The 23,913-nt window shown below is 67.2% G+C and carries 24 protein-coding genes; 7 read left to right on the forward strand and 17 right to left on the reverse strand.

The window, feature by feature from the left end; all coding sequences use genetic code 11:
• Positions 1-17 precede the first annotated feature (17 nt).
• Genes IEX69_RS19625 through IEX69_RS19655 form a run of 7 tightly spaced genes read right to left on the reverse strand, consistent with a single transcriptional unit; the run spans position 18 to position 6,180 of the window.
• A complete protein-coding gene (locus IEX69_RS19625) occupies positions 18-644 on the reverse strand; it encodes a TetR/AcrR family transcriptional regulator (protein WP_085021647.1) in 627 nt (208 codons plus the stop codon).
• Positions 645-1,358 carry an ABC transporter ATP-binding protein gene (locus IEX69_RS19630; RefSeq protein WP_085021646.1) on the reverse strand — a complete coding sequence of 238 codons (714 nt, stop codon included), beginning with the start codon at positions 1,356-1,358 and terminating at the stop codon, positions 645-647. It lies immediately after the preceding gene.
• Entirely contained in the window at positions 1,355-2,113 is a 759-nt protein-coding gene (locus IEX69_RS19635; RefSeq protein WP_085021645.1) for an ABC transporter ATP-binding protein, read from the reverse strand. Before IEX69_RS19635 ends, IEX69_RS19630 begins: the two co-directional genes overlap by 4 nt.
• Positions 2,110-3,132 carry a branched-chain amino acid ABC transporter permease gene (locus tag IEX69_RS19640; RefSeq protein ID WP_174604600.1) on the reverse strand — a complete coding sequence of 341 codons (1,023 nt, stop codon included), beginning with the start codon at positions 3,130-3,132 and terminating at the stop codon, positions 2,110-2,112. Before IEX69_RS19640 ends, IEX69_RS19635 begins: the two co-directional genes overlap by 4 nt.
• Positions 3,132-4,013: a branched-chain amino acid ABC transporter permease gene (locus IEX69_RS19645; RefSeq protein ID WP_188760981.1), complete on the reverse strand. Its 882-nt coding sequence runs from the start codon at positions 4,011-4,013 to the stop codon at positions 3,132-3,134. The genes IEX69_RS19640 and IEX69_RS19645 overlap by 1 nt, the downstream gene beginning before the upstream one ends.
• 3 nt (positions 4,014-4,016) lie before the next feature.
• Positions 4,017-5,240 carry an ABC transporter substrate-binding protein gene (locus IEX69_RS19650; RefSeq protein ID WP_085021641.1) on the reverse strand — a complete coding sequence of 408 codons (1,224 nt, stop codon included), beginning with the start codon at positions 5,238-5,240 and terminating at the stop codon, positions 4,017-4,019.
• 37 nt (positions 5,241-5,277) lie between these two features.
• Positions 5,278-6,180, reverse strand: coding sequence for a cyclase family protein (locus tag IEX69_RS19655; RefSeq protein ID WP_229756486.1), 903 nt, complete (start codon positions 6,178-6,180; stop codon positions 5,278-5,280).
• Between IEX69_RS19655 and IEX69_RS19660 the strand changes: the two genes are divergently transcribed.
• The 4 genes from IEX69_RS19660 to IEX69_RS19675 are packed head-to-tail and all read left to right on the forward strand — an operon-like array spanning position 6,148 to position 10,026.
• Positions 6,148-7,302 (forward strand): NAD(P)H-dependent flavin oxidoreductase, encoded by a 1,155-nt coding sequence (locus IEX69_RS19660; RefSeq protein ID WP_276529921.1) that lies wholly within the window; start codon positions 6,148-6,150, stop codon positions 7,300-7,302. The two genes, IEX69_RS19655 and IEX69_RS19660, sit on opposite strands and share 33 nt — an antisense overlap.
• A 31-nt stretch (positions 7,303-7,333) precedes the next feature.
• On the forward strand, positions 7,334-8,095 hold the full coding sequence (locus tag IEX69_RS19665; RefSeq protein ID WP_188760982.1) for an electron transfer flavoprotein subunit beta/FixA family protein: 762 nt from the start codon (positions 7,334-7,336) through the stop codon (positions 8,093-8,095).
• Between the two features lie 24 nt (positions 8,096-8,119).
• Positions 8,120-9,091: an electron transfer flavoprotein subunit alpha/FixB family protein gene (locus tag IEX69_RS19670; RefSeq protein ID WP_085021836.1), complete on the forward strand. Its 972-nt coding sequence runs from the start codon at positions 8,120-8,122 to the stop codon at positions 9,089-9,091.
• Between the two features lie 26 nt (positions 9,092-9,117).
• The gene (locus IEX69_RS19675; protein WP_229756487.1) at positions 9,118-10,026 is read left to right on the forward strand and encodes a cytochrome b/b6 domain-containing protein; all 909 of its coding nucleotides are present in this window, start codon (positions 9,118-9,120) and stop codon (positions 10,024-10,026) included.
• Positions 10,027-10,095: 69 nt separating this feature from the next.
• Here IEX69_RS19675 and IEX69_RS19680 read toward each other — a convergent pair whose 3' ends face one another.
• From IEX69_RS19680 to IEX69_RS19710, 7 genes are read right to left on the reverse strand one after another with little or no spacing between them, the layout of a single operon-like run.
• The gene (locus IEX69_RS19680) at positions 10,096-11,265 is read right to left on the reverse strand and encodes a thiolase family protein (protein WP_085021834.1); all 1,170 of its coding nucleotides are present in this window, start codon (positions 11,263-11,265) and stop codon (positions 10,096-10,098) included.
• Between the two features lies 1 nt (position 11,266).
• The gene (locus IEX69_RS19685; RefSeq protein ID WP_085021833.1) at positions 11,267-11,908 is read right to left on the reverse strand and encodes a 3-oxoacid CoA-transferase subunit B; all 642 of its coding nucleotides are present in this window, start codon (positions 11,906-11,908) and stop codon (positions 11,267-11,269) included.
• Entirely contained in the window at positions 11,905-12,648 is a 744-nt protein-coding gene (locus tag IEX69_RS19690) for a 3-oxoacid CoA-transferase subunit A (protein WP_085021832.1), read from the reverse strand. The genes IEX69_RS19685 and IEX69_RS19690 overlap by 4 nt, the downstream gene beginning before the upstream one ends.
• A gap of 37 nt (positions 12,649-12,685) precedes the next feature.
• On the reverse strand, positions 12,686-13,318 hold the full coding sequence (locus IEX69_RS19695; protein WP_085021831.1) for a biotin transporter BioY: 633 nt from the start codon (positions 13,316-13,318) through the stop codon (positions 12,686-12,688).
• Between the two features lie 43 nt (positions 13,319-13,361).
• Entirely contained in the window at positions 13,362-14,723 is a 1,362-nt protein-coding gene (accC, locus tag IEX69_RS19700) for an acetyl-CoA carboxylase biotin carboxylase subunit (RefSeq protein WP_085021830.1), read from the reverse strand.
• The gene (gene accB, locus IEX69_RS19705) at positions 14,716-15,249 is read right to left on the reverse strand and encodes an acetyl-CoA carboxylase biotin carboxyl carrier protein (protein WP_085021829.1); all 534 of its coding nucleotides are present in this window, start codon (positions 15,247-15,249) and stop codon (positions 14,716-14,718) included. Before accB ends, accC begins: the two co-directional genes overlap by 8 nt.
• On the reverse strand, positions 15,239-16,780 hold the full coding sequence (locus IEX69_RS19710; protein ID WP_085021828.1) for a pyruvate carboxylase subunit B: 1,542 nt from the start codon (positions 16,778-16,780) through the stop codon (positions 15,239-15,241). The genes accB and IEX69_RS19710 overlap by 11 nt, the downstream gene beginning before the upstream one ends.
• Before the next feature lie 104 nt (positions 16,781-16,884).
• On the opposite strand from IEX69_RS19710, the gene IEX69_RS19715 reads away from it, so the two are divergent.
• The 3 genes from IEX69_RS19715 (at position 16,885) to IEX69_RS19725 (ending at position 19,156) form a co-directional block, all read left to right on the forward strand.
• Complete coding sequence (locus IEX69_RS19715) at positions 16,885-17,646, forward strand: IclR family transcriptional regulator (RefSeq protein ID WP_085021827.1); 762 nt, start codon at positions 16,885-16,887, stop codon at positions 17,644-17,646.
• Between the two features lie 83 nt (positions 17,647-17,729).
• Entirely contained in the window at positions 17,730-18,590 is an 861-nt protein-coding gene (locus IEX69_RS19720) for an LLM class F420-dependent oxidoreductase (RefSeq protein ID WP_174604641.1), read from the forward strand.
• 26 nt (positions 18,591-18,616) lie between these two features.
• Positions 18,617-19,156 (forward strand): 2,4'-dihydroxyacetophenone dioxygenase family protein, encoded by a 540-nt coding sequence (locus IEX69_RS19725; protein WP_229756488.1) that lies wholly within the window; start codon positions 18,617-18,619, stop codon positions 19,154-19,156.
• A gap of 45 nt (positions 19,157-19,201) precedes the next feature.
• Here the strand turns inward: IEX69_RS19725 and IEX69_RS19730 are convergent, their stop codons facing one another.
• The 3 genes from IEX69_RS19730 to IEX69_RS19740 form a co-directional block, all read right to left on the reverse strand.
• Positions 19,202-19,945: a glucose 1-dehydrogenase gene (locus IEX69_RS19730; protein WP_085021824.1), complete on the reverse strand. Its 744-nt coding sequence runs from the start codon at positions 19,943-19,945 to the stop codon at positions 19,202-19,204.
• Complete coding sequence (locus IEX69_RS19735; protein ID WP_085021823.1) at positions 19,942-22,557, reverse strand: ATP-binding cassette domain-containing protein; 2,616 nt, start codon at positions 22,555-22,557, stop codon at positions 19,942-19,944. The genes IEX69_RS19730 and IEX69_RS19735 overlap by 4 nt, the downstream gene beginning before the upstream one ends.
• Positions 22,558-22,641: 84 nt before the next feature.
• Positions 22,642-23,895, reverse strand: a complete 1,254-nt coding sequence (locus IEX69_RS19740) for a substrate-binding domain-containing protein (protein ID WP_085021822.1) — start codon at positions 23,893-23,895, stop codon at positions 22,642-22,644.
• Between the last annotated feature and the right edge of the window lie 18 nt (positions 23,896-23,913).

The following is a 23,913-nucleotide window of genomic DNA, read 5'->3' on the forward strand; positions in this document are numbered from 1 at the left end:
ACGGGATCAGTGCTCCTTCAGCTCTGCGTCGAGGGGGGTTGCGTTGGCTGTGCGTCGGCGTGGACCCGGGCGACCATCTGAACGGCCAGGCCTGCGAACAGATCGCCTACCTCCGCCGCGTCGAGCCGCCCGGCGGGGCGCCACCAGTTGACGACCGAGTCGCCCATCCCGAGGATCGCGTAGGTCGTGGGAGTGACGTCGACCTCCCGGAACACGCCGGTTTCGATGCCCGAACGGATGATGTCCTTGTAGACCTGCTCGTAGCCCTTGAGCATGACGAGCAGTGATGAGCGGGTGCCCTCGTCGAAGTGCACGAGGCTGTCGCGGAAGAACACGACGACGTTGGCCGAGCTCAGGAAGTGGATGACATGGGCCTTGACGGCGGCCGCCAGTCGATCGCTCGGGTCGGGGCCGGCTGCGTCGAGCGCCGCGAGCACCGAGGCGTGGAGCTCCCCTGTGCCCGCGCGCACGAGCCTCTCGACGAGCGCCTGCTTCGAAGAGGTGTAGTTGTAGATGCTCTGCGCCTCGATGCCGACGTCCTTGGCGATCTGACGCAGGGTCATCCCGGTGTAACCCCACCTGTTGAACAGTTGGCGCGCCGACTCGAGGATGCGGCCTTCGGTGTCGTTCTTCTCGATGAGCATCTACTTCTCCCCTACTGACAGGTGTCTGTTGATCAGGTCGGGGCGGGCGACGAGCTCGTCGGGGGTTCCGGTCCAGACCGCCGAACCAGTCTCCAAGATGTGGACACGGTCGGCGAGGGCGGTGACGAAGCGGAAGTTCTGCTCCGTGACGAGGATTCCGAGATCGAAGAGGGCGGGGAGGCGGGCGATCGACTCCTGGAGCTGCTCCACGATGAGAGGAGACAGGCCTTCTGTAGGCTCGTCCAGCAGCAGGAAGTCCGGCGCGCTCATCAGAGCGCGGGCGATGGTGACCGCCTGCTGTTCGCCGCCGCTGAGCTCGAATCCACGGCGCTTGAGCAGCTTCTCCACCAGGGGAACGCTTGCGAGCACTCGCTCGAGCTGGTCGGGTGCCGCTCTCCTCGAGCGGGCGATGTGGAGGTTCTCCTCCACGCTCAAGGCTGTGAAGATGCGCCTGTTGTCGGGCACCCAGGCGACACCACGGCGAGCCACGCGATAGGTGGGCACCTTGCGCAGGGAGGTGCCGTCGACCGTCACCTCGCCGGACGCACTCAGCTCCGGATTATTGATGATCGACTTCAGCAGCGTGGTCTTGCCTGCTCCGTTGCGGCCGAGCAGACCTACCGTCTCCCCCGTGCGCACAGCCAGGGAGACGTCGGTGAGCGCGACCGCGAGGCCGTACTTGGCGGACAGGCCCGTGACGATGAGCTCTCTCATGACGCATCCGCCTCGAACGAGTTGCCAAGATAGATCTCGCGGGTCATCGGGTCGTCGCGCACGGCAGCGGGCTCGCCCTGGAGGGCGATGCGACCGTTCGCCATCAGCACGACACGATCGGCGAGGGCGAACACGACCTCCATGTCGTGCGCGGTGATCACGATGGTCAGGTCCCCCCTCGACTCCTTGAGCCCCTGCAGCAGTCGGATCGTGCGCGGGATGTCCTCCGCACCCATGCCTGCCGTCGGCTCGTCGAGGAGCAGCACAGCCGGCTCCTGCGTGAGCGCCATAGCGATCTCGAGGCTCTTACGGTCTCCGTGCGACAGAGTGCTCGACGATTGGTGGCGCCGCTCCTCGAGTCCCACTGCCTCGAGCGCGTCGGTGATGCTCTGCTCGGGACGCGGGGTGGGCGACACGGGGTTCCGGTAGCGCGATCGATGGGCGTCGCGCGCGATCACGAGGTTCTGCTCGACGGTCTTCTCGAGGAAGTAGCGTGCGACCTGGAAGGTCCGCGCCACTCCCCTGTGGGCCAGCCGCTTCGCGCCGGCTCTGGTCGCGTCCCTCCCGAAGAAGGAGAGCGTGCCCTTGGTGGCGCGGTGCTCACCGGCCATCACGCCGAACAGCGTGGTCTTGCCCGCACCGTTGGGCCCGATGATGGCGACGGTCTCGCCCTCCTCGATGCTGAGGCTGACGTCCTGCACCACGGGTGGTCCGCCGTAGTTCTTGTAGACGTTGACGAGCTCGAGCGCGGTCATCGTGCCCTCCTCGCTCGGGAGATCAGGCCCGCGAGCCGTGACAGGACGCCGAGCACGCCACTGGGGAAGATGAGAACCACGGCGAGGAGGATCACGCCGAGGACGAGGGTCGCGTTCGAGGAGCTGCCGAAGACCAGTGCGTTGATGAACTGGAACAGGATCGCTCCGACCGCGGGACCCCAGAACCGCATCATCCCTCCGAGCAGAGCCATGATGATGATCTGGCCGCTGAACGTGAAGGCGAGGGTGCTGGGTGTGACGATCGAGCCCTGCTGGGCGAACAAGCCGCCCGCGAGCCCGGCGACGGCTCCCGCGAGCGTGAAGGCTGCGAGGCGCATCGACCGGACCGGGATGCCGATGGCGGCTGCCTTCACCGGGTCGTCCCTGATCGCGTTCAGGCTCTCCCCGAACGACGACAGGTTGATCCGCCTGAGGACGCCCATGACCACCGCGATCACGACGATCGAGTACCACCAGAACGAGGTCGGCGGGGTGATCGAAATGCCGAAGACCTCCCCGCGCGGAATGCCGTAGATGCCGTTGTCGCCCTCGAGCGCCGGGACGCGGAAGGTGAGCAGATAGGCGATCTGGCCCACGATCATCGTGAGCATGGCGAACTCGACCTTGGCGAGCCTCTGGCCGATCAATGCGATGACGACCGCCCCGAGAGCGGCGACCACCGCCGAGACGCCCAGGAACGCCAGCGCCCCCCACTCCTGGTCCTTCAGCAGGGCCGTGGTGTACGCGCCCAGTCCGAAGAACGCGGCGTGCCCGAAGGAGTAGATGCCCGTCCAGCCGAAGAGGACGCCGAGGCTGGTGGCCAAGAGGGCGTAGATGACCGCGATGCTCAGGATGTACTGCATGTTCGCGGGCATCACGAAGTACGCGATCGAGGTGAGCGCGAGGAAGATCAGGGGCTCGTAGACCGGCCTGAGATCGAATCGAGCACTCGCGATCCCCGGCAGGATGGAGGGGCCGGGTGATACGCGCGGAGGCGCCGTCCGGATCGGAGCGCTCATCATGCCCTCCCCAGCTTCGCGCTGCCCAGGAGCCCACGGGGTCTGATCAGCAGCACGACGGCCACCAGGATGTAGAACGTGAAGCCGGTCAGGTAGGGGGCGTAGGCCACGGCGAACGCCTCGGCCACACCGACCACCAGCGCGGCGACGAGCGATCCCGTCACCGATCCGAGACCACCGATGATGACGATCGCGAAGCTCTGCAGGATGAAGGAGTGGCCCAGACTGGGCGACACCGACACGTTCGGGGCGATCAGCGCGCCGGCCAGGCCGGCCAGGGCGGAGCCGAGGCCGAACACCAGCAGCATGACCCGCTTGGTATTCAGGCCCACGGCCTCGCCCATGACGGCGTCCTGAGCGACCGCTCGCACGGAGCGGCCGAAGCGGCTCCGGTTGATGAGCAGGTACAGGCCCGCGGCGACGAGTGCACCCACGACCACGAGCATGAGGTCGTAGACCGGGATCGTGGCACCGAGGATGGGGACACTGCCCGAGAGTACCTCCGGCTTGCTGACCGAGCGGGGGGAGTTGCCCCAGATCGCCTCCGCGGCACCCTCGACGATCAGGAGGATCGCGAAGGTCGCCAGGAGCATCGTGATGTGATCTCGACGATAGAGCCTGCGGACCACTGTGCTCTCCGTCACGAGTCCGAGGAGGGCCACCGCGGCGGCTCCCGCGAGGACCGCGACGATGAACGTCGGGATCGTCGGCAACGTCGTACCGAGAATCGAGGTGGCCAGCAGCGCACCGACGACGAAGAACGAGCCGTGCGCGAAGTTGAGCACGCCGATCACGCCGTAGATGAGCGTCAGTCCGCTCGCGACCAGGAAGAGCGGCACGCCGTACGCCACTCCGCTGATCAGCGTCGAGATCACAGTCACGAGTCAGTCCTCGTCTCGCTGCACCACGACGGTCTCGAGCACCTTGACGCTCTCCTCGGCCGAGGCGTCGCCCACGGTGTTCGTAATGACCACCGGCGGGTTCCCCTGATGCGTCGTCGCGTCGATCGTGATCTCACCACCGGGTGTGTCGAACGAGAGACCCTTCAGCGCCTCAACGACGGCGGCGGTGTCGGTCGAGTTCGCCTTCTCGATCGCCGCCTTCATCGCGAGCACGCCGACATAAGCGTCGTAACTCCAGTCGACCGGCAGCTTGCCCGTCTTGGCCCTGAAGTCCTCGACGAACCGGGCGTTCTCATCGTTGTCGAAGGCCGCGTAGTTGTAGTCGTAGGAGTTCCACACGTTGGGTGCGAGCCCATTCAGGGAGCGCGCGATCGGGTAGTACCCACCCGGGTTGACGATCACAGCGAACTTCGACGAGAGGTCGTAGGACGCGGCCTGCTGCAGGAAGGAGCCGGTACCGGAGCTGAACGTACCGAGGTACAGTGCACTCTTGGACGGGTCGCTGACGCCGTTGACAAGTTGCTGGGCCTGCAGCCCGAAGTTCTGCTCGCCGATCGGCACGAACGTCTCGCTCGTGACCTTCAGGTCGACGCCGTCCTCCTTGATGTCGTCCTGGTACAGGCCCCACTGCGTGTTGCCTGTCACGTAGTCGTACCCGAACGCGGAGTAGTCCGTCGCCTCCGGGAACTTCTCCGCGATCGTCTGAGCCAGCGGACCAATGAGAGCCGAGTCGTTGTTCGAGGTGCGGAAGAAGTTCTCGAACGGAGCGGCCTCGCCGTTCTGTCCGGTGAGTCCGTCGTTGGTGCATCCGGTGTCGACGAGAGCGACGTTCATACTCGCCAACTGAGGCGCGAGAGCGAGACAGCCTGCGCTCGACAGCATGCCGACGACGAGGTTGACGCCCGAGTTGGCCATGTTGCGTACAGCGGCGGTGGACGTCTCGGGGGTGGTCTGCTCGTCGCCGTTGGAGAGCTCCACCTGCCGGCCGAGGATGCCGCCGGCGGCGTTGATCTGCTCGACGGCGACCTCGGCGCCGGCGACCTGGTTCTCCCCGATCTCCGCGAGAGGACCGGTCTGCGGACCGACGACGCCGATCTTGATGGGGTCGTCACTGCCGCCGCCGGAACTGCCGGAGCATGCGGACAGGGCTCCGACCGTGGCGAGGACGGCCGCGACCGCGACCGCCTGTCGTGCGAAATTCCTCATTGAATTTTCCTTCGCTTGGTGTGGGTGGTGTTGCTGGTCAGAGGATCGCCAGAGCGTTCCCCGGGGAACCGGCAGCCCCCTGCAGGGGGAGCGGGGCGGCCGTGAAGAGGAAGTCGAATCGCCCCGCGCGAGCGCAGGCCGCGGACAGTGCCTCCAGGTCGAACAGCTCTGCGAGCGGGATCCCCAGCATCGGCAGGAGCCGCCGGTGGAGGGACCCGATCGCCGGGTCGCCGGGGACGGGTTCGACCGCGGGGAGGTCGGTGACGACCGCCGCGACGTGCCAGTCCCACAGCAGTCGTGCTGTGTCCTCGCCGGCGTGCAGGCCTGGGATCGCGGTCACTGAGTCGGCGTCGTGTGGGCGGTCCGCGTAGGCTGCCGGCCACCCGGTCCGGATGATCAGGATGTCGCCCTGCTCGACCCGGAGATCCTGAGATTCGGCCACCTCGCGGAGCAGGTCGGCCGAGATGGTGAACTCCTCGTCGCAGGGGATGCCTGGATGACCGTTGGCCACCAGGTATGCCTGCACGTCCAGCAGCACGCCGCGACCGACGATGCCGCGACGAGCCCAGGTCTGGATGCCGAGGTCGGCGTCCGTCGGATCGACGGCGGCCTCCACGCCTCCGAAGAACCCGAACTCGCGGGCCCGCACGTGGTAGAAGCCGTCCCACTGGCTCGACCCCTGCGGGAAGTAGTTGTCGAGCCTGTCGTCCTTGGTGTTGCGGTCGACGTCGAACTGCACGTGACGCACGGGCTCACGCCCGAACAGCGGCGGGTCGGGCTGGTTCACAGCGAGGCTCAGCGCGATGACCTCACCCGTCGTCACGGCGTGTGCCGCAGCCGCCACCTTCTCCGTGGTCAGAAGGTTGAGGGTGCCCAGGGTGTCACCTCGGCCGAAGTGGTCCCAGGAGTGCGGAAGTCCCAGCTTCTCGATGCGGGGCAAAGCCTCATAGGACGGAACGTCGTCGTTCATGTTCACGGGGTCAGTATTGACTTACGAACGCTCGTCAGTCAATACTTTCGGAAGAAATCCTCGCAAGGACCCGATCTCCTCCCCTCTGGTCCTCCGCCCTGGTCGAAGGAGCCCACGGTCGTGATCAAGACGCGTTTCACCTCTCTGTTCGGCGTCGCCGCGCCCGTCATGCAGGGCGGCATGCAGTGGATCGGCGACGCCGGGCTGGCGGCCGCCGTGTCCAATGCCGGCGGCCTCGGCACGATCACGGCGCTGACCTTTCCCACTCCCGAGGCGCTCGCCGAACAGGTCGCGCGATGCCGTGAGCTCACCGACCGGCCCTTCGCCGTCAACCTGACGACACTGCCGTCGATCGACCCGCCGCCCTACGGGGACTATCAAGACGTGATCATCGACATGGGCGTTCCCGTCGTGGAGACCTCGGGCTCGAATCCCGCGACGTTCGTGGAGACGTACCACCGAGCGGGGATCAAGGTGGTGCACAAGGCGACGAGCGTGAAGCACGCGCTGAAGGCCGAACAGGCCGGCGCGGATGCCGTGGCGGTGATCGGGTTCGAGGCCGCGGGCCACCCTGGGGAGCTGGACGTCCCGCTCTTCGTCCTGCTCGCCGCAGCTGCGCAGAAGCTGACCATCCCGGTGCTCGCCGCCGGAGGCATCGCCGACGGCCGTGGTCTGACCGCCGCCCTGGCACTCGGGGCGGAGGGCGTTCTGATGGCGACACGGTTCATGGCGACCACCGAGGCCTCGATCCACGACCGGGTCAAGCAGGAGCTGGTCGCCCGCGACGAGCTGCAGACCAATCTGATCTTCCGGCAGTTGCGCAACACGGCTCGGGTGTCCAAGAACTCGGTGTCCGACGAGGTCGTCTCGATCCTGGCCGCTGGCGGAGAGTTCGGCGACGTGCGCGCGTTGGTCGCCGGTCGTCGGGGACGAACGGTCTACGAGACCGGCGACCTCGAAGCGGGCATCTGGTGGGCAGGGCTCTCGCAGGCCCTCATCCACGACGTGCCGACCTGTGCCGACCTGATCTCGCGGATGGTCGACGAGGCCGAGGACACGATCGCACACACACTCGCCGCGGACATCGCCTGAGGGCCGCGGCGTCCAGCGACAGGAGGAGAACATGAAGATCGTCGTCTTGATCAAGCAGGTGCCGGACACCTACGGCGAGCGTCGGCTGGACACGACCAGCGGGCGGATCGACCGCAGCATCGATCCCGTGATCGACGAGATCACGGAGCGCGCCATCGAGGTGGCGCTCACGGAGAAGGACAGGAGCGACGCTGAGGTCGTGCTGCTCACGATGGGTCCAGCGTCGGCGGTCGAAATGCTCCGCAGGGGACTCGCGATCGGAGCGGATCGAGCGGTTCACGTGCTCGACGATGCGCTAGCCGGATCGGACATGCTGCGCACCTCCGCCGTGCTCGCGGCCGCTCTGCGCAGGGAGGGATTCGACCTGGTCATCACGGGCAACGAGTCGACCGACGGGCGCGGAGGGTCGATGGCGGCCATGCTCTCCGAGCAGCTGAGCGTGCCTCATGCCACCTACCTCAACGCCGTGGAGATCACGCCGCAGTCCGTCGGCGGCGAGCGAGCAGGAGAGCGCGGAACCCGCGTGATCCGGGCGACGCTTCCCGCGGTGATCTCGATCACTGAACGAAACCCCGAGGCCCGGTTCCCCTCATTCAAGGGATCGATGCGCGCCAAGAAGAAGCCCCTCGAGACGCTGTCGGCATCCGACCTCGCCTCAGGTCTGCCCGCTTCCCGTTCACGGATCCTGACCGCGACCGCCCGCCCCGCCCGCACCGCTGGGCGCAAGGTGATCGACGACGGCTCAGCTGCCGGCGAGCTCGTCGACTACCTGACGTCCTCCCACCTGATCTGACCTTCCTGAGATAGGAGCCTCGCCATGACGAACGCCCTCGCCCTCATCGGCCTCACCCCCGACGGCACCGTCCCCCCGGCCGCAGCAGCCCTCCTCGCGGGAGCAGCCCGACTCGGCACTCCCGTAGCCGTCGTCGTGACTGGCGGCGCGCTCGACGAGCCGACCATATCCGCGCTGGGCGCCTCCGGTGCACGACAGGTGCTGCACTACACGGCCGATGACCTCGCCGAGTCGCTGCTGACACCCGTCGTGGATGCGCTGGCCGCTGCCGTCGAGTCCGCCCAACCCTCGGCGGTGCTGCTCGAGAACGTGATCGACGGCCGGGAGGTCGCCGGTCGTCTGGCCGTCCGGCTCGGCAGCGGGATGGTCGTCGACATCGTCGACATCCGCGACCAGGACGGCCTCCCCGTCGCCACCACGTCCGTGCTCGGCGGGGCCTACACCGTCGAGTCTGTGACGGACGGCGGTCCGCTCATCGCGACCGTGCGGCAGGGTGCGATCGAGGGAACGGCAGCCGCCGTGACCGCCGAGGTGATCAGTGCAGCGCTTCCGCCCTCGGCGATGCCCTCGGCCGTCGTCGAGTCGTCGAACGACGCGCAGGTGACATCGGGCCGACCCGAGCTGCGCGCAGCGACGCGAGTGGTCTCCGGCGGACGCGGACTGCAGTCCAAGGAGAACTTCGTCCTCGTCGAGCAGCTCGCCGATGCCCTGGGGGCAGCGGTCGGCGCTTCGCGAGCGGCCGTGGACGCGGGGTACGTCCCGCAGTCCGCGCAGGTCGGACAGACCGGGGTGACCGTGTCGCCACAGCTCTACGTCGCACTGGGGATCTCTGGCGCCATCCAGCATCGCGCCGGCATGCAGACCGCGAAGACGATAGTCGCCATCAACAGGGATCCGGATGCACCCATCTTCGACATCGCCGACTTCGGCATCGTCGGCGATGTGTTCACCGTCGTGCCGCAGATCATCGAGAAGATCGGCACGGCGGCCCGATGAGTCGGATCGCGGAGCGACTTCCGGCCATGCGGTCGAGTCGGTGGTTCCGACTCGTCTGGATCGCACCCCTCGCGATCGTGTTGATGCTGGGGATCGTGCTCGGTGCGCAGGCGTTCCGCGGCAGTGAGGCGGGTGAGCAGTTCCTTGCCACCTACCCGGGCGAGTCCCATCTGCCTGAATGGGCGCCGGTCGGCTTCCCCGCCTGGCTCGCCTGGCAGCACGGCATCAACGCGTTCCTGATGGTCTTCATCATCAAGTCCGGATGGCTCGTGCGAACCACCACGCGACCGTCGATGTACTGGACACGCGTCAACGGCCGGCCCATCCGCACCAAGAACGCGCCGAAGAAGATCAGCATCGACCTCTGGCTCCACATCGTCACCGACACCCTGTGGCTCGTGAACGGCGTGGTCTTCTTCGTGCTACTGTTCGCCACGGGTCAGTGGACGCGAATCGTCCCGACCTCGTGGGACGTCTTCCCGAATGCGATATCGGCCGCGATCCAATACGCATCGCTCACCTGGCCTACGGAGGACGGCTGGGTCAACTACAACGCGCTCCAACTCTTGAGCTACTTCGCCGTCGTCTTCGTCGTGGCCCCGCTCTCCATCCTCACGGGCCTTCGCATGTCGCCGTCCTGGCCCCGTGACGCTCAGCGCCTGAACCGGGTGTTCCCGATCGAGGCGGCGCGCGCGATGCACTTCCCCCTCATGATCGTCTTCGTCGCCTTCATCGTGGTGCACGTCACGCTCGTGCTCTCGACAGGGGCCCTGCGGAACCTCAACCACATGTACGCGGTGTCCGACGAGACCAACTGGGTCGGCTTCTGGGTGTTCGTCGGATCCATCGTCCTCATCGCCGCGGCGTGGATCGCGCTTCGACCGATGACTCTGCGCGTCATCGCCTCCACGACGGGTACGATCACGCGCAACTGACGGTCACCGGCCCGTCAGCGGAGCGAGTCGCGGCGAGGAGCCCATCGACGTGACCTTCTCCCCCGTGACCTATCGTTCGAGGACGAGTGCGAGGCCCTGGCCCACGCCGATGCAGATGGCCACGACCGCTACTCCCGATCCTCGTCGGGCGAGCTCGTGGGCGGCATGACCGATGATGCGACCCCCCGAAGCTCCCAGGGGATGTCCGATCGCGAGCGCCCCGCCGTGGATGTTGAGTCGTTCGGGATCCAGTTCCGGCCAGCCCTTGAGGCAGGCGAGCGACTGGGAGGCGAAGGCTTCGTTCAGCTCCACGAGGTCTACGTCCGCCCAGGTGCGCCCCGCTCGAGCGAGAGCCTTGTTGGCCGCCTCGATCGGGGCGATGGGGAAGTCCTGAGGGTCGACACCGTGGGCGGCCCGGCCGGCGATCCGAGCGAGTGGATCACCGGGCAGCGCTCCCTCCGCTGCGACGAGCACCGCGGACGCCCCATCGTTGATCGACGACGAGTTCCCGGCGGTCACGGTTCCGTCCTTGGCGAACAGGGCCTTCAACGAGGCGAGCTTCTCGACCGTCGAGTCTGACCGGATGCCCTCGTCGCGTTGCATCTCCACGCCGGGCACCTGGACGATCTCCGGATCGTAGAGTCCCGCGGCCCAGGCGTCCGCCGCGAGACGGTGTGAACGCACGGAGAACTCGTCCTGCGCTTCGCGGCTGACACCCCATTCCTGTGCGATGTGCTCGGCTGCCTCTCCGTTGCTGATCGTCCATTCGGGCGGGAGGGCCTTGTTCACCATCCGCCAGCCGATGGAGGTGTTCCAGAGAGTCTGGTTGCCGACGGAGGGCCAGGCCTTGGGCGACTTCTCGACGACGAACGGCGCCCGACTCATCGATTCGACACCACCGGCCAGGATCAGGTCGGCATCTCCCGCCTCGATCGCCCTGGAGGCTTGGATGACCGCCTCGACAGACGACGCGCAGAGGCGGTTGACGGTCGTTCCGGTGACGGTGGTGGGGAATCCCGCGAGCAGCGCTCCGAAGCGAGCGACGTTGCGGTTGTCCTCCCCCGCCTGGTTCGCGTCGCCGAAGATCACATCGTCGACCCGCGCGGGATCGACGTCGGCGCGATCGACGATGGTCCGCATCACCGCGGCGGCGAGGTCATCGGGGCGCACTCCCGACAGCGCACCACCCGCCCTGCCGAAGGGAGTGCGCACGGCGTCGTACACGAAGCTGGCGGACATGTCAGGCCTTCTCTCCCAGGTCGAGACCGGTCAGGTGTTCGAGCTCCTCATGGGTGGTGTCGTCGAACAGCTCGCGCACCCGGAACCCCTCCGGGGTGACGTTGAAGACAGCGCGTTCCGTGTAGACGCGAGACACGCAGCCGACGCCGGTCAGCGGATAGCTGCATCGCTCGACGAGCTTGGACTCGCCGGACTTGGTGAGCAGGTCCGTCATGACGAACACCTGCTTCGCACCGATCGCGAGATCCATCGCGCCACCGACGGCGGGGATCGCGCCCGGGGCCCCGGTCGACCAGTTCGCGAGGTCGCCCGTGCTGCTCACCTGGAACGCCCCGAGCACGCAGACGTCGAGGTGCCCGCCTCGCATCATGGCGAAGGAGTCGGCATGGTGGAAGAAGGCCGCTCCGGGCAAGGCCGTCACAGCCTGCTTGCCGGCATTGATGAGGTCGGGATCGACGAGGTCGGGTGCGGGCGCCTTCCCCATGCCGAGGAGTCCGTTCTCCGTGTGGAGGATGATCTCGATGTCACGGGGCAGGTAGTTGGCCACCATCGTCGGCGCGCCGATCCCGAGGTTGACGTAGGCCCCGTCCGGGATGTCGGAAGCGATGCGCTGCGCGAGCTCGTCCCTGCTCAGCCCGGTCATGATGCCTCCTGTGTTGGGAGCGGCGTGCCCTCGAGGTCGACGCCGCCGACGAAGCGGCCGTCTTCCAGCCAGGGCCGTGAACCGACCGCCACGACGCGATCGACGAAGATCCCCGGTGTGACGACCGCCTCGGGGTCGAGCTGTCCCAGGTCGACGATCTCGTCGACCTGCACGATGGTGGTCGTCGCTGCGGTGGCCATGATGGGTCCGAAGTTTCGAGCGGTCTCCCGGTAGACGAGATTGCCCCATCGGTCTGCTCTCAGCGCGGAGATGAGTCCATAATCGGCCTTGATCGGGTGCTCGAGGACATATCGCCGACCGTCTATGACGCGTTCCTCCTTGCCCGCAGTGAGGTCGGTCCCCACGCCGGTGGGTGTGAAGAAGCCGCCGATGCCGGCACCGGCGGCGCGGATGCGCTCTGCGAGGTTCCCCTGAGGGACGAGCTCCAATTCGATCTCTCCCGCACGGTAGAGCTCGTCGAACACCCACGAGTCCACCTGACGGGGGAAGGAGCAGATCACGCGGCGCACGCGCCTGAGGGCCAGGAGGGCGGCCAGCCCGACGTCACCGTTGCCTGCGTTGTTGCTCACGATCGTCAGATCTCGAGCACCCTGGGCGATCAGGGCATCGATCAGCTCGACGGGCTGCCCGGCTCGGCCGAAGCCGCCGACGAGCACCGTCGATCCATCCTCTATCCCGGCCACCGCCTCCGTGACGTCGGCCACCGTCCTGTCGATCATGCGCACTCCTTCTCCTCGACGCTCGCACCCCGCGCTGTCAGCGCTTCGCGGATCGGTCGATGGAGCGGACCAGCAGCCACGCCCCAGGAACGAGGAGCGCCGCAGCGACCGCCTTGATCGCGCCGGGCACGATGAAGGGCCACACGCCCGATTGGAGGACGGACGCGAGGGTGATCTGCTCGCCCAGCACCGTCGCGAGCATCAGCGCCATGTAGGGCACGCCGATCATGAAGGGGATGATCGAGGCGACCACGAACCCGATGAACGCGAGCCACGGCGTGCGATCCCACGCACGCTGAGCGAACCAGCCCGCGACGAAGGCCGCCGGGATGAATCCGAGGACGAACCCGAAGGACGGGGAGAGCACGTAGGCGGGTCCCGCTGTCACCCCGGCGAAGACGGGCAGCCCGGCCAACCCGGCCAGCATGTAGGTGGTCAGCGCTGCCGCGCCGCGACGTGCGCCGAGCGCCGCCCCGACGACGATCACTCCGAGGGTCTGACCGGTGATGGGGACCGGTCCGATGAAGAACGAGACCTTGGCCAGGAGCGAGACCACGACGACACCGGCGACGACGAGGCCGGCGTTGACCGCTAGGGCGCGGGAACGGCTGACGGGGCGGGCGATCAGGTCCGCGAGCACGGGGCGACGGACCGGGACGGTGAGGGACATCAGATCTCCTTATGGATCGAGGTTTCAGGGTGGGGATTGGTGCTCAGGAGTGGCGGTTCGCCATCAGCTGGCCGACGTAGGCCGTGTTGAAGTCGCCACTGCGGAACCTCTCGCTGTCGAGGATCTCCTTCTGGAAGGCCGCGGTCGTCACGATCCCCTCGACCTCCAGCTCGTCCAGGGCGCGAAGCGCACGAGCCACCGCCTCCTCGCGGTCCCTCCCCCAGCAGATCAGCTTGCCGATCATCGAGTCGTAGTACGGCGGGATCACGTATCCGGATTCGATATGGGTGTCCATCCGCACTCCGAAGCCCCCCGGGGCGCGGAAGCTCACGATACGGCCGGGATCGGGCGCGAAGTCGTTCTCCGGGTCCTCGGCATTGATCCTGCATTCGATGGCGTGACCGCGGATGACGACGTCCTCCTGAGTCATGCCGATCGGCGTACCGCCCGCGATCTGGAGCTGCAGCTTGATCAGGTCGATCCCCGAGATCATCTCGGACACGGGATGTTCGACCTGGATGCGGGTGTTCATCTCGATGAAGTAGTACTTCCGGTCGACGTTGTCGAACACGAACTCGACGGTCCCGGCGTTGGTGTAGCCGACCTCCTTGCACAGGGCGACGGCGGCCGCTGCGAGGCCGTCGCGGAGCTCCGCATCCAAGACAGGCGAAGGCGCCTCCTCCACGAGCTTCTGATTGCGTCGCTGGGCGGTGCAGTCGCGTTCGCCGACGTGCAGGACGGTCTCGCCGTCGGAGATCACCTGGATCTCGATGTGTCGGATGTCGGTGAGATAGCGCTCGATGTACACCGAGGGATCACCGAAGGCGACCTCCGCCTCCGACATGATCTCGCGGAGGTCCTTCTCGAGGGTGTCGGCGGTCTGCACGACGCGCATGCCACGGCCTCCGCCTCCCGCTGCCGCCTTGATGAGCATGGGGAACCCGACCTCGTCGGCGACGGTGCGAGCCTCCTCGTACTCGGAGATGGCGCCGAGAGACCCCGGCACGGTGGGCACCCCGGCTCGACGAGCGATGATCTTCGCCTCGATCTTGTCGCCCATGCTCTTGATGATGTGCGAGGCGGGTCCGACGAAGCCGACGCCCTCCTCCTCGCACATCCGGACGAAGTCGGGGTTCTCGGAGAGGAACCCGTATCCGGGGTGGATCGCGTCGACCTTGTAGGCCAACGCCGCGCTGATCACGGCCTGTGCGTTCCGGTAGCTGGCGTTGACCGACCCGGGCCCGATGCAGACGGCCTGATCGGCCTCCTTCACGGGCAGCGAGTCGGCATCCGCCTCGGAGTAGACCAGGACGCTGCGGATGCCCATCTCCTTGCAGGCGCGGATGACGCGCAGCGCGATCTCACCGCGGTTGGCGATGAGGACGCTCTTCAGCGGTTCAGGCACGCTTGATCACCATCAGCGGCTGGCCGTACTCGACGGCCTGCTCGTTCTTCACCAGGATGCGCACGACGGTGCCCTCGGTCTTGGCCTCGAGGTTGTTCATGAGCTTCATGACCTCGACGATGCCCACCACCGTCGCGGAGGTGACGGCGTCGCCGACGGACACGAAGGGCGGGTCGCCCGGCTTCGGCGAGGCATAGAACACGCCGACCATCGGCGCCTTGACGAGCACCTCGTCGGCGGCCACATCACCGGCGCCTCCGGTCGGCGCAGCGGGAGCCTGCGTTGCAGGAGCTGGGGCTGCGGGAGCCGCCGAGACGGGAGCCGCCGGGACGGGAGTCTGCTCCGCGGCCGGAGCAGGAGCGGCGAGGGCCGGAGCGGTCGTCCGCTGCGACCCGCTCTGCCGGTCCCGCGAGATGAAGAGCTCGACGTCGCCGAACTTGATCGACAGCTCACGGACGTCCTCGGTCAGATTGACCCAATCGACGATGGCCTTGAGCTCCTTGATGTCGGGCGGGTTAAGCGGCATTGTCGTCTACTCCTTTGGTGAGGCTGATGGTGAGGTCTCCTGCGCTCAGGCTGTGCAAGCCGGTCGCGCTCATCGCGTGCAGTGCCTTGACGAGGCCGAGCACGGGCCGCGGGATCTCGTCGGGGTTGCCGCCCGAGGCCACGGTCCGCTTCATCTCGTCGACCTGGGTGCCTGCGAACATGGCGCGCAGCAGCAGGTCGTCGATGCTCTCGGTCGGATGGCGGCGTCGAAGGTCGGGCAGCATCGGCGGGATGTCCGGGATGTCGGCCGAGATGTCGGAGGCGCCGTTCGCGATGATCTTCTCCAGCACGTCCGGGTCTATCGGGGCGAGCAGCTTGCCGTAGTACCCGAGGGCGTACTTCTTGATCTCGTTCGGCACGACCGCATAGCGCTCATCGGCCATCACGTTCATCACCGCCTGCGTGCCGACGAACTGCGCGAACGGCGTGATCATGATCGGGTAGGCGAGCTCGGACCGGACCCGCGCCACCTCGAGGAGGAGCTCGTCGTACCTGTCCCCGAGGCCTGCCGTGGCCAGCTGCGAACGGAAGTTCGAGAGCATGCCGCCCGGGGTCTGGTGCATGAAGTGGAGCCCGTTGAACTCGATGGGCACCCCGCGGGGCTTGTCCTCGGTCTCGGCGATCTCCTCGATCCGGTCGCTGATCGCGTCGATCCTGGCGTCGTCGACGTTCACGACGTAGCCGAGGGTGCGCAGATCCCTCACCACCGTCTGCACAGAGGGCTGGCCGTTCGCGGCCGACAAGGGGGCCACCGAGAGGTGCAGCGCGTCGGCGCCGAGCTCCACGGCCTCGAGGCAGACCAGCGGCGCGAGTCCGGTCAACGAATGGGTGTGGATCTCGAGCGGCCGATCGCCGATGACCTCCTTGAGCGCAGGCACGAGGGTGCGGATGCGGTCCGGCGTGAGCAGACCCCCGGCGTCCTTCAACATGATCGCGTCCACGTCGGCCTGCTCGATCAGGTCGACCGCCGTCCGCACGAACAGCTCATCCGTGTGCACCGGACTCAGCGAGTAAGAGACGGCACCGAAGGTCGACGCCCCGATCTCCTTGGCGTGGCGAAGCCCGGGGGCGATGTTGCCGATGTCGTTCAAGCCATCGAAGGAACCGATGACGCTGAAGCCGTTCGCGAAGAGTCGGTCGACCCAGGCCATGATGACGTCATCGGGGAGGAAGTCGAAGGCGGCGATGTTCCGTGAGCGGATCAGGGCTCGCAGTCTCGTGTTCGGCGCCGCAGCGTGGGTCGCTCGGACGCGCTCCCACGGATCCTCCTTGAGGTACCTCACCGCGACGTCGAACTGGATCGGCGCGGCGAGATCGACCTGGTCGAAGCCCGCCCGGTCGAAGTCGTCGATCATCGACAGGATGTGGTCGGTGCGCATCCGGGTGGCCCAGAGGCTCTGGTGGCCGTCTCGGAGCGTCGTGTCGATGATCTTGATCTCGCGACGGCTGCCCGCCGGGCGCCCGCCGTCGCTCATGATCGCCGGAATGGACTCGGAATCGTTCCTCGACATGCTGCAGCACCTTTGCTCTCGTCCAACTTCAATATGATTGAAGCAACTTCTGTCATCTGCGGAGAGTATGTGAAGGGTGCCGCGCCCTGTCAAGAAGGTCTTCCATGGTCACGATGATCCAGTCGGTGCAGCGGGCGGCGCAGATCCTCCGCCACGTCGCGGACCACCCGCGTATCCAGGCGACCGAGATCGCCCAGCACGTCGGGCTGTCCGGGCCCACTGCCCACCATCTGCTGAGCACCCTCGTGCAGGAGGGCCTGCTGCGCAAGGACTCGAGACGCTCGTACGAGTTGGGACCCGCTGCCGAGCACATCGCGGACAGCACGTTGCGACAGATGCGACCGTCGGCCGAGTTGCGAGAGGCCTTGAACGAGCTCGCCGCCGAGACCGGCGAGTCCTGCTACCTCACGCAGTGGCGGGGAGACCAGATCCGCGTGGTCGCGGTGGTCGAGGGAGCCCACGCCGTGCGCGTCTCCGGACTCGTGGTCGGGTACGCCGCGAACATCCACGCACGGGTCGGCGCCCGGGTCATGCTCGCCTTCGCCGATGCGGAGCTGCGCGAATGGGCGCTGGCAGGGTACGACTACGTCGCCGTCACCCCGCACACCCTGCGGTCCCGACGGGAACTCGACGACGAGCTCGAACGGATCCGCGCGACCTCCATCGCACTCGATCGCGAGCAGCTGCAGATCGGCGTCTACTCGGCGAGCGCGCCGGTCCGCACGGAAGCCGGGGTCGTCGCGGCGCTCTCTCTCACCGCTCCGGTCGAGCGCTTCGCCGCTCACGAGGACCAGTACCTCGCCATGCTCAGACGATGTGCTGAGCTGCCGATCCGCTCGACCGGAGCCCCTGGCGTCCCGGAATAGGACACAACGCAGGTTCAACGCCCGCGTCGGACGTATCGTCGCGATGCGGGCATTGCAGACCGCGCCAGTGCGAGGAGGCATACGTGCGAGTCGGAGTCTACGTCTTCGCCACCGACCTGGATCTCGATCCCGGTCCCTTGGCATTCGAGATCGAGGCACGTGGCTTCGACAGCCTGTTCTTCCCCGAGCACTCCCACATCCCCGTGGCGCGGGCGACCGCCTATCCGAAGCAGTACGGCGGAGGCGAGCTCCCCGACTTCTACAAGCGCACCTACGACCCGTTCATCTCGTGCTCGTTCGCGGCAGCCGCGACCACGACCCTCGAGGTGGGCACCGGAGTCACGCTCCTCGCCCTGCGGGATACGATGCACACCGCCAAGATGGCGGCCTCCATCGACCGTCTGAGCGGCGGACGGTTCGCGTTCGGGGTGGGCTTCGGGTGGAACGAGGACGAGTTCGCCACGCACTCGGCCGACTTCACGCGACGCCATCGGAAGGTGCGCGAACAGGTCGCTGCGATCCGGACGATCTGGACCGACGACGTCGTCGAGTTCCACGGGGACTTCGTGGACATCGCGCCCAGCTGGTGCTGGCCCAAGCCGGCGCAGTCGGCGCCGAAGGTGTACCTGGGCGGGAGTGGTCCGCTCACGATGAAGCACGCTGCCGAGTGGGCCGACGTCTGGTATCCCACACCGCCGATGACAGATCCCTACCTCGACGAGGCGGCCCCCGCGTTCCGAGCGCTCGTGGAGTCGAACGGGCGTGACCCGTCGACGGTCGGGATCGGGATAGCACCGGCCGCATGCGATGCTCACGGGCTCGAGCGGTACGCCGAGAACGGTGTCGACCTCGTCAACATCGCTCTCGTGGCCGACTCCCCCGCGGCGATGCTGTCGCAGCTCGACGATCTGCACAGCATGCGCGTATCGGTCCTGGGCCGATGACCGACCACATCGAGTGAGGAGACCACGTGAGCAACCCTGCAGAGGCCACGCCTGATGAGGCCGCCATCCCCTACCGTGGCGAACAACCGTTCGGCATGGTCGACGATCTCGTCGTCGCCGGGGCCCTCGACCTCGACGACGACGAGCGCCTCTGGGTTCCGCAATCGAAGGACGTCTCGTTCAAGCCGCTGGTCCTGTCCGTCAGCCAGGGCTACTTCGTGAACGTGCTCCGTGTGCGCAAGAACGGCATCCTCTCACGGCACCGCCACGCCGGCCCCGTCCACGCCACGGTCCTGCGGGGCCGGTGGCACTACCTCGAGCACGACTGGTGGGCCGAGGAGGGGTCGTACGCGTTCGAGCCGCCCGGCGACATCCACACGCTGGAGATCCCGGGTGACGTCGAGGAGATGGCGACGTTGTTCCACGTGACCGGTGCGTACATCTATGTCGACCCTGATGGGAACCCGACCGGGGTGGAGGATGTCTTCACGAAGCTGGAGAACGCCAGAGCCCACTACGAGAGGGTGGGACTCGGAGCCGACTTCGCTGACCGGTTCATCCGCTGAGAGAGACGGGGTGGCGGTCGGCGAGCCGCCCGCCACCCCGGTCGGTCACGCGAACGGGTCGGGAGCGCCTGCGGTCTCGCCGCCGTCCGCCACGAACTCCGCTCCCGTCGAGAAGGAGCTCTCCTCGCAGGCCAAGAAGACGACGAGCCGGGAGATCTCCTCGACGTCGCCCGCCCGTCGCATGGGCACGTGCGGGTAGCCGTCGTACAGGCCCTCGATCATCCTGGTGTTGATGTTGCCCGGGTGGATCGAGTTGACCCTGATGCCGCGTTCGGCGAGCTCGATGGCCGTGCTCTTGGTCAGGCCCCGCACTCCGAACTTGGTGGAGTTGTAGGCGGCGATGCCGGGGAAGCCCTTGAGCCCCGCCGTGGACGAGATGTTGATGATCGAGCTCGGAGCGCTGCGGGCGAGCTCGGGGACCGCCGCACGGATGCCCTTGAAGGCTCCGGTGAGGTTGACCGCCAAGGTCCTCTCCCAGTCGTCGTCGCTGAAGTCCTCGATCGGACTCGCCACGAGGATCCCGGCGTTGTTGACGAGGACGTCCAACTTGCCGAAGCGCTCGACGGCGGTCCGCACCGCTGCGTCCCACTCGTCCGTGCTCGACACGTCGAGCCGGACGAAGGCGATGTCATCCCCGAGCTCGGCGAGCACGGCCGCCGCCGCGCTCTCATCGATGTCCCCGATGACCACGCGTCCGCCCTCGGACACGATGGCCCTCGCGTGGGACGCGCCCATGCCCTGAGCGCCGCCACTGATCAGGGCGACCTTTCCTTCCAGCCTCTTCGTCATGCCTGTCGATTCGCCTTCCTGTGGTTGCGGGCTCGGGTGAACGGGATCACGTACGTCAGCATGGCGACGAGGGTCACCGCGCCGATCAGGATGAGGTTCGTCCCCTGGGAGATCCGCAGCACCGTGGCCAGGGTCATCAGCAGGGCCAGGAGGATGGCGCCGAGCAGAGCACCCACCAGAGTGCCCCGGCCCCCGAGCAGGCTCGCGCCGCCGATCACAGGGGCGGCGATCGCCAGCAGGGTGTAGATCTCCCCCACGGAGGGGTCGCCGATGCCCACCTGAGCGGCGAGCAGGACGCCGGCGATGGCGGCCAGCACAGCACAGAGGACGTAGGCGAAGCTCCTGATCACGGTGGCTCGGATCCCGAGCCGGTGAGCGAAGGCGCCATTGATCCCTACTGCCCGAACTCGGAGGCCGACGCCGGTGCGACGGAGCACGAAGTCGCCCGCGATGATCAGGACGGCCAGCACGAGGAGGGCGATCGGCACGATCCCGACGGTCTTGGTGATCGCCGCGATGAGCGTGTAGTCGATGTTCCCGCCAGGAGTGGGTCTGAGCGTCAGGGCCACTCCGCTGACGATCCCGAGGGTCGCGATGGTCGCGATGACGGCAGACAGCCGCATGCGTTCGACCAGCCATGCATTGATGCCGCCGACCACGACTCCGAGCACGATGGCGGCGAGTATGGCGACGAGGATGTTCGGGAAGACCCCGCCTGTCTGGACGAGGTAGGACATGACGACGACGCTCAGGCTCATGGTCGCTCCGACCGAGACGTCGATGCCCCCGACGAGCAGCACGCAGTACTGGGCAGCCGCCACCGCGGCAAGGGGCGTCGCGATGAGCAGCACGTTCTTGAGACTCAACTCACTCAGGAACGTGGGGTTCTGAGCAGCCGTCAGGCCCCCGATCGCGAGGATGAGGAGCGTGAGGACGACGAGCCGGATCGTCTCCTCGTCGCGGATCCATCCCACGAACGAACGTCGAGTGCGCTCGTTCCTCTCTCTCGGGTCGGGTGAGGTCGCCGCGTCGTCCGCCAGGGGACGTTCTGCTGTCAGGACGTCGCCCGGGTCTTGACCGTCGCCGTCGACCACACGGGACTCCACGGCGAACGCTCCGACGATGGACTCCTCATCGGAGCCCAGGCCCGGCATCTCCTCGATGACACGACCGCGGGACATGACGAGGATGCGATCGCTGATGCCCGCGAGCTCGGAGGCATCCGAGGACACCAGGACGACGGTGTTGCCCGCGTCGGCGCAGGCGCGGAGGAAGCGGTAGATGTCCATGCGTGACCGCACGTCGACGCCCTGAGTCGGCTCGTCGATGAGGAAGACCTTCGGATCTGTGGCCAACGCCTTGCTGATCGCGATCTTCTGTTGATTCCCGCCCGACAATGAAGAAGGAGGGGACGACGGGGTCCCCAATCGAACCCCGAAGTCCGTGATCTGTCGGTCCACGAACCGGTTCTCGCGGCCGAACCCGAGGACGCCGGCGGTCGACAGGCGTCGCAGGACGCCCGCAGTCATGTTCTCCCTGATCGAGAGGGCCTGGAACAGCGACTCGTCCTTCCGGTCACCGCTGAGGAACACGACTCCGCTCTGGGTGGCCTGTCGATAGTTGCGGAGCTGGTTCCCGGACACCGTCACCGTGCCACCCGATACGGCGAGCGCGGCGAGCCCGCGGAGCAGCTGCGCCTGCCCGTTTCCGTCTGCGCCGGCCAGACCGACGATCTCCCCCGCTCTCAGGGTCAGATCGATCGGCCCGAACCGGTCGCCCTGGAGGTCGCGCGCCTCGAGCACGGTGGCCGCATCCGGGTCCGGATCATGGCGGGGTGGGAACTCCATGTCGACGCGTGTCCCGGCCATGAGCTCCACGATCTGCTTGGGAGACACGTCGGCGGCGAGGTGCGTGCCGACGTATCGCCCATCCCGCAAGATCGACACCGTGTCTGCCACCCTGAAGACCTCCGACAGCCGGTGGGTGACGAACAGCACCGCAGAGCCCCGCGCTGCGGCCACCCTCATGAGCTCGAGCACCCGGTCCACGCCGCTGGCGTCCAGCGCCGACGTCGACTCGTCGAGGAGGAGCAAGCGCGGCTTGGCCATGACTGCGCGGACGATCTCGAGGATCTGACGGTCTCCGGGCGCGAGAGCGGACACCCGCAGCATCGGATCCAGGTCGAGGTCGTACTCCTCGAGCTTGGATGCCGCCCATCGAGCGATGTCGCCGAACCTGGGCCGCTGTGCTGCCGGGGTACCTATATAGAGGTTCTGTGCGACGGTGAGCGTCGCCAGGAGCGATCCGTCCTGGAAGACCGTGAGGACTCCTGCGGTCTGCGACTCGACAGGAAGATGCTTCGTCAGCGACCTGCCTCCGATGGACACCGACCCGGAGTTGGGGACGACCGTACCGCTGATGATCCCCACGAACGTGGACTTGCCCGAGCCGTTCTCGCCGACGAGCGCCCTCACCTCGCCGGCGCGGACGATCAGCGACGTCTCGCTCAAGGCCGTGACCGGCCCGTATTGCTTACCGACCCCGTCCGCGCGGAGGACGGTCTCGGAGGTCTCGATGCTCGAGGAGAGGGTCTCTTCGATCGAATTGGTCATGGCGGGCCTTCTCCGTCAGAGGCGTGGGTGTGGAAGGGAGGTGCGGGGCGCCGATCGACGGCGCCCCGCACAGAGGGACGTGAGCTACTGGAGCATCCCGTTCATGACGTCCTCGGGGATGAGCGAGCTCCACCCGGGGAAGTCACCCGGGAGGTCGGCCTGGTAGACCCCCGGCTCGGCCTTGAGGATGGGGAGGGGCAGCGCCGTCCGTGCGGGGATGTCCTCACCGGCCAGGATGCTCATCGCATTCGTGGTGGCCAGGCGAGCCTGGTTCACGAGGGCGTTGGTGTAGTAGAGAGGGAACTCCTTGTCCGTTCCCACACGCTCCTCCCAGAGGCCGAAGAGCTCGTTCATCTCCGTCCACGTGAGGACGGCCGGCACCGGCACGCCGGCCTGGTCGTAGGCGTTGATCAGCTGCGGGATGGGGTCGGCGTACGTGTTCAGGACGGCCTTGGCGGGCACCCCGGAGGAGATCAGCGCGGACGCGGCCGCGGCGACGCCCGGGCGCGACCAATCGGTGTCCTGCTGGAATCCGATCTTCGGCCCGTTCTCCTTGGTGAGCTCGTCGTTCAGACATCCCGTCACGATGGTGTCCTGGGGGTTGCCGGGTGTGCCGAAGAGGAAGGCGATCTGGTCCGAGCTGGACAGTCCGAGGTCCTTCGTGGTGACGTCCGCCATCCCCGTTCCCGCGTCGCACGCCTCAGCGTAGACCTGGTTGTTGATGACGTCCGCTCCGACGTCCGGGGTCTCCCCCGTGTAAGTGGCGACCACTGCTCCTGCGGCCTGGGCCTCCTGGAAGACCGGGGCCATCGCCGCTCCGAAGGCGTTGTAGCCGATGATGATGTTCGCGCCGCCCGCTACCAGGCTGCGTACGGCCGCCTGAGCCGACGGCAGGTCCGAGACGAACGAGTAGGAGATCTTGCCGACCTCGGGGTAGGTCATCGCCTGCAGGATGATGTCCATCACCGCCGTGGTCTGCCACAGGTTGTCGACCGCATTGAAGATGCCGATCTGGACCGGACCGTCCCCGATGGTGCACTCCGGCTGCTTCCAGCAGGAGAGCGCCGTCTTGATCTGCTCGTCGGTGAGCTGGGCGGTCGCCCGCTCGAACCCGGACACGGCTTCCGCGGGGAGACTGTCGATCGACGTCGACGTACCGAAGGCGAGGTCGACGATGTCCTGCGTCGCCTGGGGGTCCGCGTCGAACGAGGTGTCGATGCTGATGCTGGATGACGTGTTGCCGGCGTCACCTGAGCTGCAGCCCGCGATGAGGACTGCGGCGGTGACGGCTGCCGCGCCGAGCGCCAATGCTCGGCGCGCTCTACCGATGTGAGCCATGTCGATCTTCCTTCTCTT

The sequence above is a fragment of the Cnuibacter physcomitrellae genome (assembly GCF_014640535.1).
Taxonomy (GTDB): domain Bacteria; phylum Actinomycetota; class Actinomycetes; order Actinomycetales; family Microbacteriaceae; genus Cnuibacter; species Cnuibacter physcomitrellae.

Coding starts and splice junctions, on each gene's coding strand:
- IEX69_RS19625 (WP_085021647.1), bottom strand. CDS start 644: ATGCTCATCGAGAAGAACGACACCGAAGGCCGCATCCTCGAGTCGGCG.
- IEX69_RS19630 (WP_085021646.1), bottom strand. CDS start 1,358: ATGAGAGAGCTCATCGTCACGGGCCTGTCCGCCAAGTACGGCCTCGCG.
- IEX69_RS19635 (WP_085021645.1), bottom strand. CDS start 2,113: ATGACCGCGCTCGAGCTCGTCAACGTCTACAAGAACTACGGCGGACCA.
- IEX69_RS19640 (WP_174604600.1), bottom strand. CDS start 3,132: ATGAGCGCTCCGATCCGGACGGCGCCTCCGCGCGTATCACCCGGCCCC.
- IEX69_RS19650 (WP_085021641.1), bottom strand. CDS start 5,240: ATGAGGAATTTCGCACGACAGGCGGTCGCGGTCGCGGCCGTCCTCGCC.
- IEX69_RS19665 (WP_188760982.1), top strand. CDS start 7,334: ATGAAGATCGTCGTCTTGATCAAGCAGGTGCCGGACACCTACGGCGAG.
- IEX69_RS19670 (WP_085021836.1), top strand. CDS start 8,120: ATGACGAACGCCCTCGCCCTCATCGGCCTCACCCCCGACGGCACCGTC.
- IEX69_RS19675 (WP_229756487.1), top strand. CDS start 9,118: ATGCGGTCGAGTCGGTGGTTCCGACTCGTCTGGATCGCACCCCTCGCG.
- IEX69_RS19680 (WP_085021834.1), bottom strand. CDS start 11,265: ATGTCCGCCAGCTTCGTGTACGACGCCGTGCGCACTCCCTTCGGCAGG.
- IEX69_RS19685 (WP_085021833.1), bottom strand. CDS start 11,908: ATGACCGGGCTGAGCAGGGACGAGCTCGCGCAGCGCATCGCTTCCGAC.
- IEX69_RS19690 (WP_085021832.1), bottom strand. CDS start 12,648: ATGATCGACAGGACGGTGGCCGACGTCACGGAGGCGGTGGCCGGGATA.
- IEX69_RS19695 (WP_085021831.1), bottom strand. CDS start 13,318: ATGTCCCTCACCGTCCCGGTCCGTCGCCCCGTGCTCGCGGACCTGATC.
- accB (WP_085021829.1), bottom strand. CDS start 15,249: ATGCCGCTTAACCCGCCCGACATCAAGGAGCTCAAGGCCATCGTCGAT.
- IEX69_RS19710 (WP_085021828.1), bottom strand. CDS start 16,780: ATGTCGAGGAACGATTCCGAGTCCATTCCGGCGATCATGAGCGACGGC.
- IEX69_RS19715 (WP_085021827.1), top strand. CDS start 16,885: ATGGTCACGATGATCCAGTCGGTGCAGCGGGCGGCGCAGATCCTCCGC.
- IEX69_RS19730 (WP_085021824.1), bottom strand. CDS start 19,945: ATGACGAAGAGGCTGGAAGGAAAGGTCGCCCTGATCAGTGGCGGCGCT.
- IEX69_RS19735 (WP_085021823.1), bottom strand. CDS start 22,557: ATGACCAATTCGATCGAAGAGACCCTCTCCTCGAGCATCGAGACCTCC.
- IEX69_RS19740 (WP_085021822.1), bottom strand. CDS start 23,895: ATGGCTCACATCGGTAGAGCGCGCCGAGCATTGGCGCTCGGCGCGGCA.